Consider the following 17,945-nt stretch of genomic DNA (forward strand, 5'->3'; position numbering starts at 1 on the left):
TGCCCACCGGGGTCAGCGGATGTCGTGGGTCTGTAGCCACAGCTCCAGCAGGCCGAGTTGCCACAGCTTGTTGCTGCCGGCCGCGGCCTCCGCCCGGTCCGGCTCGGCCAGCAGATGTGCCACGTACTCCGGGCGGAACAGCCCCCGCTCGCGCGCGGCCGGCGCCTGCAACGCCTCGGCAACCAGCTCGCGCACCGGGCCGTCCACGTTGCGCAACGCCGGCACCGGGAAGTAGCCCTTGGGCCTGTCGATCACCTCGGCGGGCAGCACCTCACGGGCGACCTCCTTCAGGACGCCCTTGCCACCCTGACTGACCTTGTGCTCCGGCGGGCAGTGCGCGGCCAGGGTGACCAGGTCCTGGTCGAGGAAGGGCGTACGCACCTCCAGACCCCACGCCATGCTCATGCTGTCCACCCGCTTGACCGGGTCGTCGGGGAGCATCAGGTGGGTGTCCAGGCGCAGCACGGCGTCCAGCGCGGTCTGCGCCCCGGGCGCGGCGAGGTGCCCGGTGAGCAGGTCCCGGCTGGCGTCGTGCTCAAGCGCGTACGCCGGGCCGACGATGCGGCGCAGCTCGTCGTGGCCGCGGTCGAAGAACGCGGCCGCGAACGTCTCGGCCGCGCCGTGCCGGGGCGCCTCGACCAGTGGCTGGTGGTAGCCGTAGCCGGCGAACACCTCGTCGGCACCCTGCCCCGACTGGGCCACCTTCACGTGTTGCGCCACCTGCTCGGAGAGCAGGTGGAAGGCGACCACGTCGTGGCTGCCCATCGGCTCGGTCATCGCCAGCACGGCCCGTCGGACGGCGGGCACCAGGTCGTCGTCGGCCAGTCGGATCCTGTGGTGGTCGGTGTCGTACGCCCGGGCCACCAGATCCGAGAAATGGAACTCGTCGCCGGACTCGCCGTCGCGGCTGTCGAAGCCGATGCTGAACGTCCGCAGGTGCTGCTGACCTGCCTCGGCGAGCAGCGCCACGATGAGGCTGGAGTCCAGTCCGCCGGAGAGCAGCACCCCCACCGGCACGTCGGCGACCAGCCGTCGGCGTACCGCCGCGCGCAGCGCGTCGCCGATCGCGGCCCGCCAGTCGGCGGCGTCCATCCCCGCGTCGGCCGGCTCGCGCACGTAGTCGGGCCGCCAGTAGACCTCCTCGCGGCTGCGCCCGTCCGCCTCGATCACCCGCAGGGTGGCCGGCGGCAGCTTGCGCACGCCGCGCAGCACGGTGCGCGGCGCGGGCACGATGGAGTGCCAGGACAGGTAGTGGTGCAACGCCACCGGATCGATGCCGGTGTCGACGTCGCCGGCCGCCAGCAGCGCGGGCAGGGTGGAGGCGAACCGCAGCCGCCCCGGCGTCTCGGCGAGATAGAGCGGTTTGATGCCGAGCCGGTCGCGGGCCAGGATCAGCCGCCGCCGGACCCGGTCGACCAACCCGATCGCGAACATGCCGACCAGGTGGTCGACGAAACGCTCACCCCAGTGCGCGTACGCCACCAGGATCACCTCGGTGTCGCTGGTGGAGTGGAAGGCGTACCCGGCGCGGCGCAACTCCTCGCGCAGCTCCGGGTAGTTGTAGATGCAGCCGTTGAAGACCAGCGCCAGGCCCAGGTCGTCGCGGACCATCGGCTGCCCGCCCGCGTCGGACAGGTCGATGATCGTCAGCCGGCGGTGCCCCAGGGTCACCCAGCCGTCGGCGAACAGGCCCTCGTCGTCCGGCCCGCGTGAACGCATCGCCTCGGTCATCCGGGTGACCGCCGCCGCGTCGGGCGAGCGGCCGTCGAATCGCGCCTCCCCGCTGATCCCGCACATCAGGCGAGGCGGTGCTGGTTCAGGGCAGACATGGCCCTCCTGTCAGGTCTCCCCGACTGGTGGTGGCGGGGCCCGCGGTGGGAACGGGGCCGCTGGCTACCCGAGCATCGGGCGGGCAAACGCGCAGGTGATCCTGCGCGTCCGGCTCAGTCGAGCAGGGTGCGCAGGATGCGGGCCAGTTCGGCGCGGTCGGTGTCGTTGAGGTGACCGAAGAAGCGGTCGGCCTCGGCCCGGCGCGCGGCCCGGATGGCGGTGCTGACCCGGTCGCCCTCCTCGGTGAGCGCGACAAGGGTCGCCCGACGATCGGCCGGGTCGGGTCGGCGTTCGACCAGCCCCCGAGTCTGGAGGTCGTCGACGACCTCGGTCGCCGAACGGGGTGCGATGCGCAGGTGCTCGGCGAGGGTGCCGGGGCGTACCTCGCCGTGCCGGGCCAGCACACCGAGGGCCCGGGACTGGCTGGGGGTGACGTCCCAGGGCGCCAGTGAGTCCCGGGTCTGCCGACGCAGACGGGACGCCACCGCCCAGAACGTCTCCGCCAGGCTCTCGTCGTCGGCGCTGTCGACGGTGTGCTCGATCACCGGAATACGGTAGCAGGATATGTGGTTGCTCCCTCATGATGAGGTAACCTCAGCAATATTGCCGACGAAGGGTAGTGCCCCCTTGGAACCCACCCCGATGGGCCGCGACCGCGGCCACCGCACCCTCAGCGCCGAAGAGAAGACGCAGGCCCGCCAGGTGTCCCTGCGCCGCATCGGCCGCCTGTTCACCCCCCACCGGCCCGCGCTGGCCGCCGTCACCGCGATCATCGTGGTCTCCTCGATCATCGCGATGGCCACCCCGTTCCTGCTGCGTGCCGTGATCGACCGGGCCCTGCCGCAGGGCGACGTGACACTGCTGGTCTGGCTGGTCCTCGGCATGGTCGCCGTCGCGGCGGTGACCTCCGCCCTGGGCGTCGTGCAGACCTGGATCTCCACCCAGGTCGGCCAGCGGGTCATGCACCGGCTGCGCACCGACGTCTTCAGCCACCTCCAACGCCAGTCGCTCGGCTTCTTCACCCGCACCCGCACCGGCGAGGTGCAGTCCCGGATCACCAACGACATCGGCGGCATGCAGTCGGTGGTCACCTCCACCGCCACCGCCGTCGCCGCCAACCTCACCACAGTGGTCGCCACAGCTGTTGCCATGGTCGCGCTCTCCTGGCAGCTCTCCCTGGTCTCGCTCGTGGTGCTGCCGCCGGCCATCTGGCTGACCCGTCGGGTCGCCCGGATGCGCCGCGAGATCACCGCCCAACGGCAACGCGAACTCGCCGACCTCAACGTCACTGTGGAGGAGGGGCTCTCGATCAGTGGCGTACAACTGGCCAAGACCCTCGGCACCGGCCCCGCGCTGATCGACCGCTTCACCGCCTCCTCGGCCCGCCTGGTCGACCTGGAGCTACGCAGTGAGCTGGCCGGCCGCTGGCGGATGGCCTCGATGAGCATCATCTTCGCCGCCGTACCGGCGGTCATCTACCTCGCCGCCGGGCTGCCCGGCACCGCCGGCACGCTGAGCATCGGCACCCTGGTCGCCTTCACCGCCCTGCAGGGTGGCCTGTTCCGACCGCTGATGGGCCTGCTCAACGTGGGTGTCTCGCTCACCGCCTCGCTGGCGCTCTTCGCCCGGATCTTCGAATACCTGGACCTGCCGGTCGACGTGGCCGACCCCGCCGAGCCGGTCCGCCTCGACCCGGCCCGGGTCCGCGGCCACCTGCGCCTGGAGGACGTCACCTTCGGCTACCCGGGCAGCGACACCGCCGCCCTCGCCGGAATCACCCTCGACGTGCCCGCCGGCACCAGCCTCGCCCTGGTCGGCGAGACCGGCTCCGGCAAGAGCACCCTCGCCGGGCTGGTCAGCCGGCTGCACGACCCCACCGCCGGCCGGATCACCGTCGACGGCGTCGACCTGCGCGACCTGCGCCTGGCCGACCTGGCCGCGATCGTCGGCGTGGTCAGCCAGGAGACGTACCTGCTGCACACCACCGTCCGGGAAAACCTGCGCTACGCCCGGCCGGCGGCCACCGACACCGAGATCGAGGACGCCGCCCGCGCCGCCCAGATCCACGACCTGATCGCGGGCCTGCCCGACGGGTACGACACAGTGGTCGGCTCACGCGGCCACCGGTTCTCCGGCGGCGAGAAGCAGCGCCTCGCGATCGCCCGCACGCTACTGCGCGACCCGCGCATCCTGGTCCTCGACGAGGCCACCAGCGCGCTGGACACCGAGACCGAACGGGCCGTGCAGCGGGCCTTCGACGTGCTCGCCCAGGGGCGCACCACGATCACCATCGCGCACCGGCTCTCCACAGTCCGCGACGCCGACCAGATCGCGGTGCTCGACCACGGTCGCATCGTCGAGGCCGGCACCCACGACAGCCTGCTGGACCGCAACGGCCGCTACGCCACCCTCGCCGCCTGAACGCCGAATCACAACCGTCTCGAAACAGTCTTATAACTGTCTCGTTATGGCGCGGTCAGGTGCCGGTAGACGGTGGCCCGGGAGACCCCCAGCGCGGCGGCGATGGCGTCCACCGAATGGGTGCCCGCCGCGTGCATCCGCCGGGCCGCCTCGACCTGCTCCCGCCCCAGCGCGGGAGGTCGTCCCGGCCGCCGACGCCGGTGCGCCACCGCACCGGCCGCGCCCGGAGTCGTCGCCGCACTCGTGTTTCGTGGGGCGGCGTCCCGCGCGGTCCCGGGCGCCGGGGTTTCGCGCGCCGACGCCGGGACCGTCGTGGTCGCGTGCCGCCAGGCCGCGGCGTCCGCGTACGGCCCGGCCGCCGCGTCCGCGGGCAGCGGGGCTTCGGCGTCCGCGGGCAGCGGGGCCAGCAGCCGGCGTACGCCGTCGAGCATGTCGGCGCGCAGCACCTCGTCGGACACGTCGGTGAAGAAGACGATCGGATCACTGCACGCCGCGACCGCCTGCACCGCCCGGACCCGCTCCCGACGCCCGGCGTCCGGTCCGGCGATGAGGTCGTTGGCCCGCATCGCGATCACTATCAGGCGGTGGTACGTGTCGCCCCGGCCGACCAGCGCGATGTCGTGGAAGAGCATGCCGAGTGGCCGGCGATGGGCGAGCATGATGTCCACCCAGCCCTCCAGCACCGTCCACCGGGCCTGGTCGGTGGGCTGGGTCTGGGCCGAGTCGAGCAGCGCCTCCAGGTCCGCCACCAACGGCTCCACCAGGGCGGCGAGCAGGTGTTCCTTGGCCGGGAAGTGGTACAGGACCGCGGTCTTGGTCAGCCGCAGCCGCTCGCCGATCTGGCGCAGCGAGGTGCGCTGGTAGCCGTGTTCGGCGAACAGGTCGAGCGCGGCGCGCAGGATCCGGGTGCGGGTGTCGTCCGCGGGATCGGCCGTCATGCCGGCCAGCCTAGCGACGTCCTGACCGGTGGGCACGATCACCGTTGATTCGGCTGACCGTTGGTCAGTACAGTGAGATCGGTCGACGCAGCCAACGGCAGGAGGGGCGATGCCCGTCATCTCGATCGGCAACCTGGTCAAGACGTTCGGCGCCATCCGGGCACTCGACGGGCTGGATCTGCGGGTCGAGCAGGGGGAGGTGCACGGTTTCCTCGGGCCCAACGGCTCCGGAAAGTCCACCACCATCCGGATCCTGCTCGGGCTGCTCCGTCGCGACTCCGGTGACGCCCAGGTGCTCGGCGCCGATCCGTGGCGCGACGCGGTCCGTCTGCACCGTCGACTGGCGTACGTGCCCGGCGACGTCAACCTCTGGCCCAACCTCACCGGCGGGGAAGCCATCGACCTGCTCGGTAAGCTGCGCGGCGGCCTGGACCGGCAGCGCCGCGACGAACTGCTGCACCGCTTCGACCTCGACCCGACCCGCCGCTGCCGCACGTACTCCAAGGGCAACAGGCAGAAGGTCGCCATCGTCGCCGCCTTCGCCTCCAACGTGGAGCTGTACGTGCTCGACGAGCCGACCTCCGGCCTCGACCCCCTCATGGAGGCGGTGTTCCAGGACGAGGTCCGGCGGGTCAAGCAGGCCGGCGCCACAGTGCTGCTCTCCAGCCACGTGCTCGCCGAGGTCGAGGCGCTCTGCGACCGGGTCAGCATCATCCGCGAGGGCCGCACCGTCGAATCCGGCACCCTCACCGAGCTGCGCCACCTCACCCGCACTGCGGTGACCGTCGAGACCGCCCGCCCGGTCACCGGCCTGGACGCGCTGCCCGGCGTGCACGACGTGCACGAGGTCGACGGCCGCACCCACCTGGAGGTCGAGCCCACCCACCTCGACGCGCTGCTCGGCCAGCTCATCCGCTTCGGCGTCCGCGCGCTGACCAGCACACCGCCCACCCTGGAACAGCTCTTCCTCCGCCACTACGGCGACGACCCCGCCGCCGCAGCCACCGGCGCTTCCGCCGCCGCCGCTGCCACTGGCGCTTCCGCCAACGCTGCTGCCACCGGCGCTTCCGCCGCCGGTGGCTCGGGCGCTTCCGCCGCCGAGGTCTCGGACGCCGATGCTCCAGCTGACGCCCCACGGGGCGGCGTCCGGTGAGCGCCCTCACCGGCACGACCCGGCTGGCCCGGCTCGTCCTGCGCCGCGACCGGATCCGCCTCGCCATCTGGATCATCGGCACGCCCCTGCTCGGCTACGCCCTCGCCGGCAGCGTCGCCGGCATCTACCCGGACCAGGAGGCCCGGCTTGGCTACGCCACCACCTCGGCGTCCAGTCTGGTCGCCCGCGCCTTCAACGGCCCCATCCACGGCACCGACCTCGGTGCCGTGGTGGTCGCCGAGACGTACGTGACGCTGGCCCTGATCGTCGCGCTGCTGAGCACCTTCGCGGTGACCCGGCACACCCGCCAGAACGAGGAGACCGGCCGGGCGGAACTGCTCGGCGCGAACGTGGTCGGCCGGTACGCGCCACTCACCGCCGCGCTGCTCGTCATCGTCGCCGCGAACGCCCTGGCCGCCGCGCTGCTCGCGCTCGCGCTGGTCGGCGCCGGCCTGTCGCTGGCCGGTTCCCTCGCGGCAGCCGCCGCGATCGGCGGCGTCGGGGTCGCCTTCACCGCGATCGCCGCCGTCACCGCCCAACTGTCCGTCACCGCCCGGGGCGCCAACGCGCTCGCCGCCGCCACCGTCGGGCTCTCCTTCGTGCTGCGCGCCGCCGGAGACGTCCTCGGCGAGCAGAGCGCCGACGGCACCCGGGTGCGCAGCGCCTGGCCCTCATGGATCTCCCCACTCGGCTGGGGCAACCAGGTACGAGCCTTCGACGGTGAACGCTGGTGGGTCCTCGCGCTGCCCGTCGCGCTGCTGCTCGCCGGGGTGGCACTGGCGTACGCCCTCGCCGAGCGCCGCGACCTCGGCGCCGGGCTGATCGCGCCCCGACGCGGGCCAGCGAGCGGTGCGCCACGGCTGCTCAGCCCCGCCGGGTTGGCCTGGCGGACACAGCGCGGCACGCTACTCGGCTGGGCGGTCGGGGTGGCCGCGCTCGGCCTCCCCATGGGCGTCGCCGCCGACGAGTTCAACGACATGATCGACGCGAACCCGGCCGCCGCCGAGGCGATCAACGCGATGGGCGGCGGAGACGACCTGATCAACGCGTACCTGACCGCGATGCTCGGCCTCTTCGCGCTGACCATCGGCGCGTACGTCGTGCAGGCCCTGCTGCGCGTCCGCGGCGACGAAGCCGACGGGGTGCTGGAGGCTGCCCTCGCCACGGCGGTCAGCCGCACCCGCTGGCTCGGCACCCAGGTGCTCGCCGCGACACTTGGCGCGATCGTCCTGCTGCTCCTCGCCGGCGTGACCACCGGCCTCGGGTACGGCATCGTCACCGGAGACCCGCTCGGCCAGGCCGTCGAGCTGGGCGGTGCCGCGCTGCTGCGGCTGCCCGCCCTGCTGGTGATCGCCGGGGTGGTGACCGCGATCTTCGGGCTGCTGCCCCGCTGGTCGGTGGTGCTGTCCTGGACGGCGCTGCTTGTCTTCCTGCTCCTCGGGCAGCTCGGCGCGGTGCTGGAGCTGCCGCAGGCCGCGCTCAACGTCTCGCCGTACACCCATGTGCCGGCCGTGCCCGCTGTCGACCCGGCGGCGCTTCCCCTGCTGGTGCTGGCGGCGGTGGCCGCGGCCCTGCTCGCCGTCGGCGTGGCCGCCTTCCGCCACCGCGACGTCCCGTCCTGAGCGGGCGTCTCTTGATCGTTGGCAGCTGAGCGACCCCACACGCCGACGCCGGCCCTGCTGAACTGCCACCGATCATCTGAACTAGCACAACTGGGCCGTGGAGGGGCGTTGTGCACAGGGGGGCTGTAACGGCGAACTGGTACGGGGACCTGACGAGGGTCTGCCGCGGGCGGGCCGAGCCTGCTGGCGCTCATCCCACCACCGAGCGAGCCGACGCCGTCGGCGGTGCAGCGACAGCGGCTGTGTCGCACACAGCCGCCACACTGGGGCTTCCTTGACCGGAGAGGTGCCTCGTGCCGTACGTCAGGTCACACACCAGGAAGGGCGGCGCGCGAGTTCGGGCCCACTACCGACGGCGGCGCACCGGCAGTGTTCGGCGCAGGTCGACGGTCCGCCGCATGGCCGGTGGCGGCGGGTCGGCCAACGGCTGGCTGCTCGCGCTGGGTGCCGTCGTCGCCTTCGTGCTCCTGCGTGCGGTCGTCGACGTCGTGCGCCGCCATCCATACTGGACCGCGCTGCTGGTGAGCGTCGTCGTCGCGACGGCGGTCGCGGTGGTTGTCGTGGTGTCGAGGCAGCGGGCCCGCGAGCGGGCCTACCAGGCCCAACGGGACCGGGTGATAGCGGTGACCGACACGATGAGCGGCCCCGAGTTCGAGCAGTGGTTCGCCCGGCTTCTGGTCGCCTCCGGGTTCCGTGACGTGAGGGTGTGCGGCAGCTCCGGTGACCGGGGAGCCGACGTCACAGCGACAGCCCCCGACGGCCGACGGGTCGTGGTGCAGTGCAAGCGGCAGAGCGTCACCAACCGGGTGGGCAGCGCCGCGATCCAGAAGTTCGCCGGCACCTGCCGGGTGATCCACGGCGGCGAGATCTGCCTGCTCGTGACGAACAGTTTCTTCACCGCCGGCGACGGCATCCAGATGGCCCGACAGCTCAACATCGACCTCATCGACCGGCACGCGTTGCAGATGTGGGCCTGGACGGGAATATCCCCGCTGCGGTCCGGCACTGAAAGATCGAGGACAGCGAATTGACAGTGCGGGAATTACTGTCTCGACATGGCACCGTCCATTCCCAGAAGTGTCAGTGCGAAAGACGTTGCCGACCCACTGAGCGGCCGTAGCGGCGGAGGGTCGACGCTGCCCTCGGTGCCGAAGGACCTGGCCAGCCGGCAGATGTGCTGCGCCATGCATCTGCGTCCGCCGTTGGCGGCGCAGGTGTTGCTGCTGTACAGCCTCGACAACCCGAAGGCATGGTGTCCCTCTTTCGGGGTGGACGCGGTCGCGCTGGTGCGCCACGCCCAAGCGGCCGACACCCATTGGCGGAAGCTGTACGACGCGGTCGCGATGACGCGTTATGCGTTACTCGGTCTGGTCGGGCTGGGCATCCTCCTTCTCTGGCGGGACGGGCCGGTGACGGCGATGCTCACGCTGCCGCTCATCGCGGTGGCGTGCGGAGTCGGGTGGCGCACCACCTTCCTCAGCCTCCAGGAGACCCGCGCGGCGGCGATCGACACGATGGCGGAGGAGAAGGTGCTGGCCGCCCAAGCGTCAGAGGTCGAGTCCGAGTTGGAGGACGAGCTCACCGCCCTGCAGGACGCCAACATGATCGTCTTCGAGGTTGCCGCGGGCAACCCGTTCGTCGGCAGCGGCACCGAGATCGGCCGCTGGGCCCTGCCACCCATCGAGGTCAGTCGCGGCCGAGAAAAGAACCGAGACGGTACGCGGCCATCCGCGACCTTCTCCATCCGCGACCTGCACGACGATCTGATCCGGCTCGCCCGGTCACGGCTCGGGCTCAGCGACATCGAGGTCACCAAGCGGATCTACGTGCGGGGGGACGTGCTGCCGGACTGTGAGGGGTTGTTCCACCCCGACGAGGTACGCCCGCCGTCCCGACTGGAAACGTCCTGGGTTGATCTGGGCAGCGATGCGCCGGGGGACCAGGCCAGGACGTACGTGTGTCTGGCGAAGAGCCTCGTCGGTGGCCAGATCGTCGTCACCCTCTTCGCCCGCTACACCCTCGACCAGGGCATTCTGTCCTGCGAGTTCGCCGCCTTCGTGCTGCCGCCCGTCCGTCGCGACACCGCGCCCGCCACCGGCTTCTACGGCCTGTTCGGGGAGGATCTGAGCCCGCTTCACGGGCGCTCGACCACCTCGGCCCTCGCCCTCGCGGCGTGGCGCACCTACCTTGCCCAACTGTTCCTGCGCTCGGACCGGGGCATCGACCTGGCCGAGGCGCACGAGGAACGGACGCAGCATCACTACGAGGCGCTCCAGGAGGGGCGACGCTACGACTACGGGGCGCCCTTCAGCGCCCGGGAACTCGCGGCCAGCACGAGCATCGAGAGCTATTTCGAAGTCGCCGATGTGCGCGACTGTCTGTTGCGGATGCAGCGAGGAGTGATCGACTGTCTGGTGGCGTTCCTGACGGACAAGGGCATCGACACGTCCGAGATAGCCGCCGGAAAGCAGCGGATCATCAACAACATCACCAACATCGGAGAGGTGTCCGGTCGGGGCAACATCTTCGGAAGCCACGGACGCGTGACGAATGTCGATCGCGACGACCAGACGGACTGATCGATTGATGTCCCGCAGGCCCGGCCAGCGGGTGACCCGGAAGGACGAGTCAGTGAGTCAGTTCAACTTCAGCGGCGACATCAACGGTGAGGCGAACGTCTTCGGTGACCACGCGCAGGTGCACAACCGGAGCAACGATTTCAGTCGAGGCTCGGACCTGTCCGGGCTCGTCGCTGCCCTGGTCGACGAGATCGCGAAGCACCGGACGGAGGTTCGCGAGGCCGAACGGCTGACCCAGTTGGCGAGCACGGCTGCGGCATACGCCGCCGAGCCACGCCCCAACGTGGAGGGCATCCGCAGCCTGCTACCGGCCCTGCTGGCAGGTGCCGGAACGGTGACCGCCGTCGCCGACGCCGTGCTACGCGTCTCCCAGGCCGTCAACAGCCTGTAGCGGATGTGAACGTTGCCCTGGCGGCCTCAGCGTGGGTGGGCGGCGCAGTCTCCGGAGGTGGCGGGTCGAGAGTGAGAAGGCGGCCCGACACCTGACGACCGTTGGGCCCTTCGCGCACGGCCGGTTTCCCGACAGCGTTCGCAACCCCAACGGCGTACCGTCCGGGTCCAAACAGGGGGGAGTCGGATGAGTTTCCTACGGCAGGCAGAGCGGTCCGCGGACACTGAGCGGATGTTCGATACCGACACGAAGGCGATGGGCTACCTGCCCAACTACACCAGGTTGTTCGCCCACAATCCGGCGGCGTATCTGGCATGGCAGCAGCTCAACGGTGCGGTGAAGGACGGGATGGAGTTGCGCCGCTATGAGTTGGTGACCCTCGCCGCGGCCCGGGCCCTGAAATCCTCCTACTGTGGTCTGGCACATGGAAAGGTCCTGCGCGACAAGTTCTTCGACGCGCCGACTGTCGCCGCCATCGCGTCGGACCACGGCAGCGCCGGTCTCTCCGCGCAGGAGGTCGCAGTCGTCAACTTCGCCGGCAAGGTCGCGGCCGATGCGAACTCCGTCACCGAGGCCGACGTCGCGGGCCTGCGTGCTCACGGCCTCGATGACACGGATGTCTTCCGCGTCATCCTCGCCGTTGGCGCCAGATGCTTCTTCAGCACCGTCCTCAGCGCGGCGGGGGCTGAGCCCGATCCGCAGTACCAGGAGAGCCTGGACGCGGATCTGCGGCAGGCGCTGCGTTTCGGCGGTTAGATTCACCGAACACGCACCGACCGGCTGTCCGAGTGCCAGCGGGGCGCGCGGAGGGAGCTCTCGTCTCTCGCGGCGCCCCTACGCGACGGACCCCTCGACCTTGCCCGTCTTGGCATCGCTGAGCACCTGTGGGCCACGGACCCGCGCCCCAGGACCGAGGGCAGGCTTGAACGTGACTTCGAGGTCGGCGACCGGGCGGCGGTGGAGTTCGACAACGGCCGGATGAACATCCTCGCCGATGCGATCATGGTGGACCCCTGGGACGAGATATCGCGCAACGGCCTGGAGGCGCTGCGGGTGATCCGGCGGCAGCAGGGCAAGGGCGTCTTCGTGACAGACCCGAAGACCTGGATGCGGGAGCCGTAGGTAGCGAGCCGGCGAACGTGAACGAGCCGGACCTCGCCGCAGGCAGGCCGGTACCGGGCGGGGTGGTGTATCCCTCGCCTGGGCGGCGATTGTTCGACTGGTTTGAGGCTGCTCTGGTGGAGAAACCGGAGGTTGCGCCAAGGGCCTTGACGGGCGCCTACCACGATTGACCGCCACCCGAACGGCTGTCCACAGGTGCCTCCGCTGTCCACAGCAGCCCGCGCAAGGGCGGGGCTTCACGCCAGGGTGAGCCGGTGGATGCGCGGATTCAATCCCTCCTCGTCCGTGGCGATGGGCTGGTCACTCGACGGGACATGCTGCGGGTGGCCCCGGCGTGGACGATCCAGACCGCCCGGCGGGCGGACCTGCTGATCCGACTGCTGCCCGGGGTCTACGGCGACGCCGCGCTGATCCGCAGTCCCAACGCCGACCTGCCGATGCTGGCCCGGGTCGAGCGGGACGTCGCCCGACGCGCTGCGCTGGCGTACGTCGACGAGCGTGGGGCGCTGAGCCGCCTGACCGCGCTCGAGGTGTGGGGCCTACGCCGCCAGCCACCGGGCGAGCCGGTGTATCTCGACCTGCCGCGAGGATCAGGCCTGCGTGATCGGGCGCATCTGGTCGTAACCCACCGGTCCGACTTCGCGGTCGCGCCGCCGCAGGTGGTGACACGGGCAGGACTGCCGGTCACCCGGCTCGACCGGACCCTGGTGGACTGTTGGCCGCTGCTGCCGCCGATCGACCGATCGAGCTTGCTCATCCGTGCGGTCAACGATCGGATGACCACGCCGCGGCGCCTGGCCGCCGCCCTTGCCGAGGTGGCGAGAATGCCCGACCCGTGGAGCACTGAGCGGTCTGCTGGACCGGCTCGCCGCCGGGTGCCGCAGCCCGTTGGAGATCTGGGGCCACGACCACGTCTTCACCGGACCGGGTATGCCGACGTTCATCCGGCAGGCGCGGGTACGGGTCGGTGCCCGGACGATCTACCTCGACATGTTCGCCGCGGTGGAACGGGTCAACATCGAGTTGGACGGCGCGACCAGCCACGGCGACCCGGCCGAACGCGAGATCGACCTCCGCCGCGACGCCCTGCTCGCCACCGTCGGCATCCTCGTCGTCCGCTTCAGCCACCGCCGCCTCACCGCGGCCCCGGTCCAGGTCCGCCAGGAGACCCTCGCTATTCTCGCCAACCGCCCAGCCTGATGATCAAGTGATGAGAAATAGCTCCCACAGGCCCCCCACACCTACTTTTCATCACTTGATCATGGGGGAGTGGGAGTGGGAGTGGGGGAAGGGCGGGGAGGGCTAGTCGGGGGCTGGCGGTGTACGGGTGGGGTGGGTCTGTTGTGGGGGGATCCTGGGCGTCGGTGCCGACTCTGGTGAGGGGTTGGCGTGGCGGTGGAGGAGTTCGGCGATCCAGCGCGCGGCTTCGCTTTGCGCGGTGAGCAGGTGTTCGCGGGCGTCGGCCAGGTCGTCGTCGTCGGCGTGATCCTCCAGGATCGTCGCCCATTGGCGGCTCAACTCCTCGGCGTATCGGGCCTTTCGGATCTGCTCGTCGAACTGGTACTCCAGCTTGACCAGGCGGTCGACGTGCGGCTGGAGCGCCGGCATGATCCGTTCGTCGAGTCGCACGGAGGCGTCGGGTCGGCAGGTGAGCGTGATGTCGCCCCGCTGGTAGTGCCACAGGGGGTCCTCTGCCAGCGCCCGCTGCAACGCCACCTCCAGGTCTCCGGCCCGGTGCGGCGGCAGGTCCCGGGCCGCGTCGGCGGCGAGCCGGGTCAGCCGTTGGATGGCGTTGGCTTGGAAGTACTGCACGTACCAGCTCAGCACCTCGGACCGCAGGCTCGCCGACGACGACCAGGCGAACGTGGCGCGGATGTAGAACGAGTACACGTACCCGCGTGCGGGGACCGCGATCAGCCGGGGTGCGTCGCGTTGTTCGACGAGTGGACCGGACGGTGACGGCGCGGCAGCGGAGCCGACGGGCGCCTCGTCCTGGAGCGCGGCGACCAGCCGATCCCAGTTTCGCGCCCACCACCGCCAGCCGCGCACGCTGGCGTCGCGGGCGACGGTCAACCCTCGTACGCCCCGGTGTCGCCACTGGTCCGCTGGCCTCGGCCTCCCGTCGGGGGCGTCCGTCATGGCACCCTCCCCGGTCACGGATCCGCGTTTCACGCTAACAACCGGTGACCGATATGCCTGTCGCCACGCCGTCACCGAGCGGACCGCATATCGGTACGAACCAGGCCATGCGCGCCGTCGACGGCGGGGCGGCCGATTCGCCGAGACAGATGATCATTCGGGGTTTACCGAGCATTGTGGAGCAGTTGGGTTGCCAAGGGGTGTTGTCGTCGACCGGCAGCGGTGAGACTGGGTCCGGTCCGACAATCACGCGGATCGATGGATCGAATGGTCTGGAGGCAGCCTGTGTCCACCCTCGTGTCCCCGCTGGCCACGCTCGGCGCGATCCGCCGGCGTACCACCACCCTCGTCCTGCTCCTGGCCATGGTCGCCGCCGCGCTGGTCGGCCCGTCCGTGGTTTCCCCTCGGTTGACCGACCCGGCCTCGGCGGCGGTCTACAGCTCCTGCACCATGAGCCGCTGCGCGGACGCCCGCACCGCTCGTTCGGGTTGGTCCGCCAAGGGGTTCCCGACCAGCCGAGGCTGGTACTCCTGGAGCGGCGGGAAGTCCAACTTCGCCGGCGGCCAGTTCTACAACTACGAGGGTCAACTGCCCACAAACGCCACCTACTACGAGTACGACGTCTACCCGCGCACCCAGGGCGCCGCCCGGGACGCGTACCGGATCGTGGTGAACCGCAGCACCGGGGTCACCTGGTTCTCGCCCAACCACTACACCGACTTCTACCGCCTCTGACCGGTGTGGGGGGTCGGCCGGCCTCGGCCGGTCGGCCCGCTGCGGTTGGTAGTTCCGGTCAGTTGTAGCACCGGTCGGATGTCGCTCTGGTCAGCTCAGGAGGAACGTGATGGTCGAGGAGCACGCGGGTCGGGCGCCCGACTGGCTGATCGTCTGCCACGACGGTGGCCTCGACGTGCCCGGCGCGGTGGTGCTGGCCGGTGCGGCGACCCGGACCAGGGCTGGCCTGTTCGCGGCGCTCGCCGCCGTACTGGCTCTGCCGGCGTACCTGGGGGAGACCTGGGACGCCCTCTCCGACGTGCTCCGGGACCGGCTCGCCGCCGGGCCGCTCACCCTGCTGGTCACCGATGCCGGTCAACTGCTCGTCGACGAGCCGCCCGACCAGTACGGTCTGCTGCTCGCTGTGCTGGGCGACCTCGCCACCAGCGGCCCGCACCCGCTGCGCGTCATCCTCAACGAGGCTGTGCCCTCCTGACCGGGCCTGGACACGATCGGCCTGGACGTCAGCCGGCGTCGCGCTGCCCCCCTCGGGGCACGAGGGGTGGTGGCCCGGCGGTGCGGGCGGGTGCCACCCGCACCGCCGGGCATCGGGGTCAGTGCGTCGCGGGCGGGATGCTCTGCTCGTACTGGAAGACGTTGTGCGGGTCGTACTTCGCCTTGATCTTGCGCAGCCGGGGGAAGTTGTGCCCCCAGTAGGCCTTCTCCCACTCGGCCATGCCGATGTTCGGCACGTTGACGTAGGCGCCGTCCACGTAGGGCCGCAGCGCCTGGCTGAACTCGGCGATCCAGGTCTGGGCGATCGGCGTGATGGCATCGTCGCTGTCGGGCTCGCCGCGTTTGCCCCAGCCGACGCCTGGCTCGGAGTAGAAGAGTGCGTCGCGGTGCGGGAAGGCGGCGCCACCGAATGGCTCCTGCCGTTGCGCCCCGCGGCCGAAGGCCTGGGTGAAGAAGTTGCTGTCGGGCGAGGGCGCCTTCTCCATGAACTCACGGACGATGCTGACCGCCTTCTCCGGGAACGGCTCGCGGGTGAACTGGGAGAAGAACTTCCACTTCGCGGGCTCGTCCTCGTTCGGGATCTGGAAGCCGGCGTAGACGTCGCCCCAGCCGCCGATCTGCACTGTGACAGTGGGGTTGCCGATTGACAGGATCGGCGCCAGCAGCCTCCTGGCCTCCGCCTCGGATCCCTCCGCGAGCACCGCGAACAGCAGGATCTCATCCGGGTGGACCTCGACCTGACTGCCGAGGCGCGGGTCGGTGAAGGGTGCGACGCGCTGCCAGGCGTCGAAGACCTCGTGCAGGTCGCCGAGACCGGGCCAGGTCACCTGCAGGTAGGCGACGCTGGTGAGCGGAGCGACCTGGTAGGTCAGGGAGGTGACGATCCCGAAGTTTCCGTTGCCCGCGCCGCGCAGCGCCCAGAGCAGGTCCGAGTGGTTCCACGGGTCCACCTCGAGCACCTTGGCGCCGTCGGCGCCCGCCGCCACGACGATCTCCGCGCCGATCAGGTTGTCGCAGGCCATTCCGAGGTAGCGGGTGAGGAAGCCGAAGCCGCCGCCGAGGGTGGCCCCGGAGAGGCCCACTGTCCCCTCCGTTCCGGTCGTCGCCGCGAGGTCGTGCTCGCCGAGGGCGGTCACCGCCTCCGACTGGTTGAGCCCCGCGCCGACCTTCGCCGTGCGGGCGGCGGTGTCGATGTGGACGTCCTTCAGCTCGCTGACGTCGATCACGATTCCGTTGTCGACGTTCGACCAGCCTTCCAGGTTGTGCCGGCCACTGCGTACGCGCAGCGCGACGTCGTGCTGCCGCGCCCAGGTGAGCGCGTTGACCACGTCCTGGGTTTCCTGAGCGAAGACGATGACCAGCGGATAGTGCACGAACAGTTCGTCCCAGCCGAGGCTGGCCTCCGCGTAGTTGGGGCTCTGCGGGCGGACGATCCGGCCGGTCAGCTCTGCCCGCGGGAACCTCGTGTCGGAGGGCCACCCGGGACCGTCGGCCGCGATGGCCGAGCTGCCGGCGATCACGCTCGGGATGGCGACCGCCCCGGCGCCGACGGCCGTCGCCCTGAGCAGATCACGACGGGAAAGGTCGCGCATGGTCCGAATCCTCTCGATTGGTGACACGCCCGAAAAGTGAACTGAGAGGGGCATTTCCTCTCATCTGGCGCGAAACTAACCGTAAGGCCCGAGGCTTCCTGGCAGATCCGAGAACTTGTCACGGAACCCGGTCGGGTGATCCGGGGACGTCAGTTCGGGGCGGGCTGGTCCAGGATGGCGCTGAACCGCTCCTCGGCAAGGTCCAGTTGGCCGAAGATGTGCCGCTTCACCGCTGGCGACAACGGGGTGTCCGGCCGGCCGATCAGGTCCCGGAACAGCGGCACCAGCGGTCGGTACTTCCGGGCCGACGAGATCACCTTCGGCCCGACCGTGTGGATCACGCCCACCCCGTTGTCGGTGAAGTCCGACACCTTGATCACCCGGGCCCAGGGCTCCCGGTCCAGACTGACCGCCAGGTGCTCCCGGTACTGCGCGTTGCGGTCCCGCTCGGGGTCGTACACCGGATTGGTGACAGCGGCGACCAGGGTGGCCACCCGTGGCCCGAACCGCGCGGCGAGCGCGGCCAGCGCGGCCCCGGTCGGATCGGTGCCCGCGTCGCCGTCGGCCAGCTCGACCGGATGGTCCTCCACCGCGTCGTGCAGCAGACCGGCGACGATCACGTCCACGTCCCGCACCTGGTAGTGGTGCATCAGCCTGATCGCCACCCGCAGCAGGTGGTTCAGGTACGGCTCGCGGACGCGTCGATCGTCGCGGTGCAGTTCGGCGGCGAGGTCGAGCGCGGCGGTCAACCGCGCCCGGGCGGCGTCGTCGAACTGCTGGACCTCCAACCGGAAACGCTCCAGCAGGCCCGGTTCGCCGTGGATCTCGGTGATCGCGTGCATCGGCATGCTGCCCAGGTGCGGCGGGAAGTCCATGCGTCACTTATAGCCGATCATCACCAGATCGATGAGCCCGTACGTCGCCCACC

General features: G+C 70.7%; 15 protein-coding genes and 2 pseudogenes. 11 read left to right on the plus strand and 6 right to left on the minus strand.

Annotated elements, in window-relative coordinates; translation table 11 throughout:
• Positions 1–12: 12 nt before the first annotated feature.
• Positions 13–1,797, minus strand: a complete 1,785-nt coding sequence (locus MED01_RS22830; protein WP_238670607.1) for an N-acetylglutaminylglutamine amidotransferase — start codon at positions 1,795–1,797, stop codon at positions 13–15.
• Positions 1,798–1,943: 146 nt separating this feature from the next.
• Positions 1,944–2,375 (minus strand): MarR family winged helix-turn-helix transcriptional regulator, encoded by a 432-nt coding sequence (locus MED01_RS22835; protein WP_238670608.1) that lies wholly within the window; start codon positions 2,373–2,375, stop codon positions 1,944–1,946.
• Positions 2,376–2,472: 97 nt separating this feature from the next.
• On the opposite strand from MED01_RS22835, the gene MED01_RS22840 reads away from it, so the two are divergent.
• Positions 2,473–4,251: an ABC transporter ATP-binding protein gene (locus MED01_RS22840; RefSeq protein WP_238670609.1), complete on the plus strand. Its 1,779-nt coding sequence runs from the start codon at positions 2,473–2,475 to the stop codon at positions 4,249–4,251.
• Positions 4,252–4,295: 44 nt separating this feature from the next.
• Here MED01_RS22840 and MED01_RS22845 read toward each other — a convergent pair whose 3' ends face one another.
• Positions 4,296–5,189, minus strand: coding sequence for a TetR family transcriptional regulator (locus MED01_RS22845; protein ID WP_238670610.1), 894 nt, complete (start codon positions 5,187–5,189; stop codon positions 4,296–4,298).
• 109 nt (positions 5,190–5,298) lie between these two features.
• Here MED01_RS22845 and MED01_RS22850 point away from each other — a divergent pair.
• The 8 genes and pseudogenes from MED01_RS22850 to MED01_RS22885 all read left to right on the plus strand — a co-directional run.
• Positions 5,299–6,210, plus strand: a pseudogene (locus MED01_RS22850) (ABC transporter ATP-binding protein); the annotation flags it as partial.
• 128 nt (positions 6,211–6,338) lie between these two features.
• The gene (locus MED01_RS22855) at positions 6,339–7,964 is read left to right on the plus strand and encodes an ABC transporter permease (RefSeq protein WP_238670611.1); all 1,626 of its coding nucleotides are present in this window, start codon (positions 6,339–6,341) and stop codon (positions 7,962–7,964) included.
• 398 nt (positions 7,965–8,362) lie between these two features.
• Complete coding sequence (locus MED01_RS22860; RefSeq protein WP_238670612.1) at positions 8,363–8,995, plus strand: restriction endonuclease; 633 nt, start codon at positions 8,363–8,365, stop codon at positions 8,993–8,995.
• A 114-nt stretch (positions 8,996–9,109) separates the two neighbouring features.
• A complete protein-coding gene (locus MED01_RS22865; RefSeq protein ID WP_238670613.1) occupies positions 9,110–10,543 on the plus strand; it encodes an AbeC-like domain-containing protein in 1,434 nt (477 codons plus the stop codon).
• A 52-nt stretch (positions 10,544–10,595) separates the two neighbouring features.
• Positions 10,596–10,934: a hypothetical protein gene (locus tag MED01_RS22870; protein ID WP_238670614.1), complete on the plus strand. Its 339-nt coding sequence runs from the start codon at positions 10,596–10,598 to the stop codon at positions 10,932–10,934.
• Between the two features lie 231 nt (positions 10,935–11,165).
• Entirely contained in the window at positions 11,166–11,690 is a 525-nt protein-coding gene (locus MED01_RS22875) for a carboxymuconolactone decarboxylase family protein (RefSeq protein WP_238670615.1), read from the plus strand.
• A 282-nt stretch (positions 11,691–11,972) separates the two neighbouring features.
• Positions 11,973–12,056, plus strand: a pseudogene (locus MED01_RS22880) (GntR family transcriptional regulator); the annotation flags it as partial.
• 807 nt (positions 12,057–12,863) lie between these two features.
• A complete protein-coding gene (locus MED01_RS22885; protein WP_238670616.1) occupies positions 12,864–13,256 on the plus strand; it encodes a DUF559 domain-containing protein in 393 nt (130 codons plus the stop codon).
• A gap of 102 nt (positions 13,257–13,358) precedes the next feature.
• On the opposite strand, the gene MED01_RS22890 is transcribed toward MED01_RS22885, so the two are convergent.
• Positions 13,359–14,195, minus strand: a complete 837-nt coding sequence (locus tag MED01_RS22890) for a hypothetical protein (protein ID WP_238670617.1) — start codon at positions 14,193–14,195, stop codon at positions 13,359–13,361.
• Positions 14,196–14,480: 285 nt separating this feature from the next.
• On the opposite strand from MED01_RS22890, the gene MED01_RS22895 reads away from it, so the two are divergent.
• Together MED01_RS22895 and MED01_RS22900 are read left to right on the plus strand one after the other, a co-directional pair.
• A complete protein-coding gene (locus tag MED01_RS22895) occupies positions 14,481–14,930 on the plus strand; it encodes a ribonuclease domain-containing protein (protein WP_238670618.1) in 450 nt (149 codons plus the stop codon).
• Positions 14,931–15,039: 109 nt separating this feature from the next.
• Complete coding sequence (locus MED01_RS22900) at positions 15,040–15,405, plus strand: barstar family protein (RefSeq protein ID WP_238670619.1); 366 nt, start codon at positions 15,040–15,042, stop codon at positions 15,403–15,405.
• A gap of 118 nt (positions 15,406–15,523) precedes the next feature.
• On the opposite strand, the gene MED01_RS22905 is transcribed toward MED01_RS22900, so the two are convergent.
• Both MED01_RS22905 and MED01_RS22910 read right to left on the minus strand, forming a co-directional pair.
• Positions 15,524–17,017: an FAD-binding oxidoreductase gene (locus tag MED01_RS22905; protein ID WP_238670620.1), complete on the minus strand. Its 1,494-nt coding sequence runs from the start codon at positions 17,015–17,017 to the stop codon at positions 15,524–15,526.
• Positions 17,018–17,166: 149 nt separating this feature from the next.
• Entirely contained in the window at positions 17,167–17,892 is a 726-nt protein-coding gene (locus MED01_RS22910; RefSeq protein ID WP_238670621.1) for an HD domain-containing protein, read from the minus strand.
• Positions 17,893–17,945: the final 53 nt, after the last annotated feature.

It is taken from the genome of Micromonospora alfalfae (assembly GCF_022230925.1).
In the GTDB taxonomy this organism is placed as follows: domain Bacteria; phylum Actinomycetota; class Actinomycetes; order Mycobacteriales; family Micromonosporaceae; genus Micromonospora; species Micromonospora alfalfae.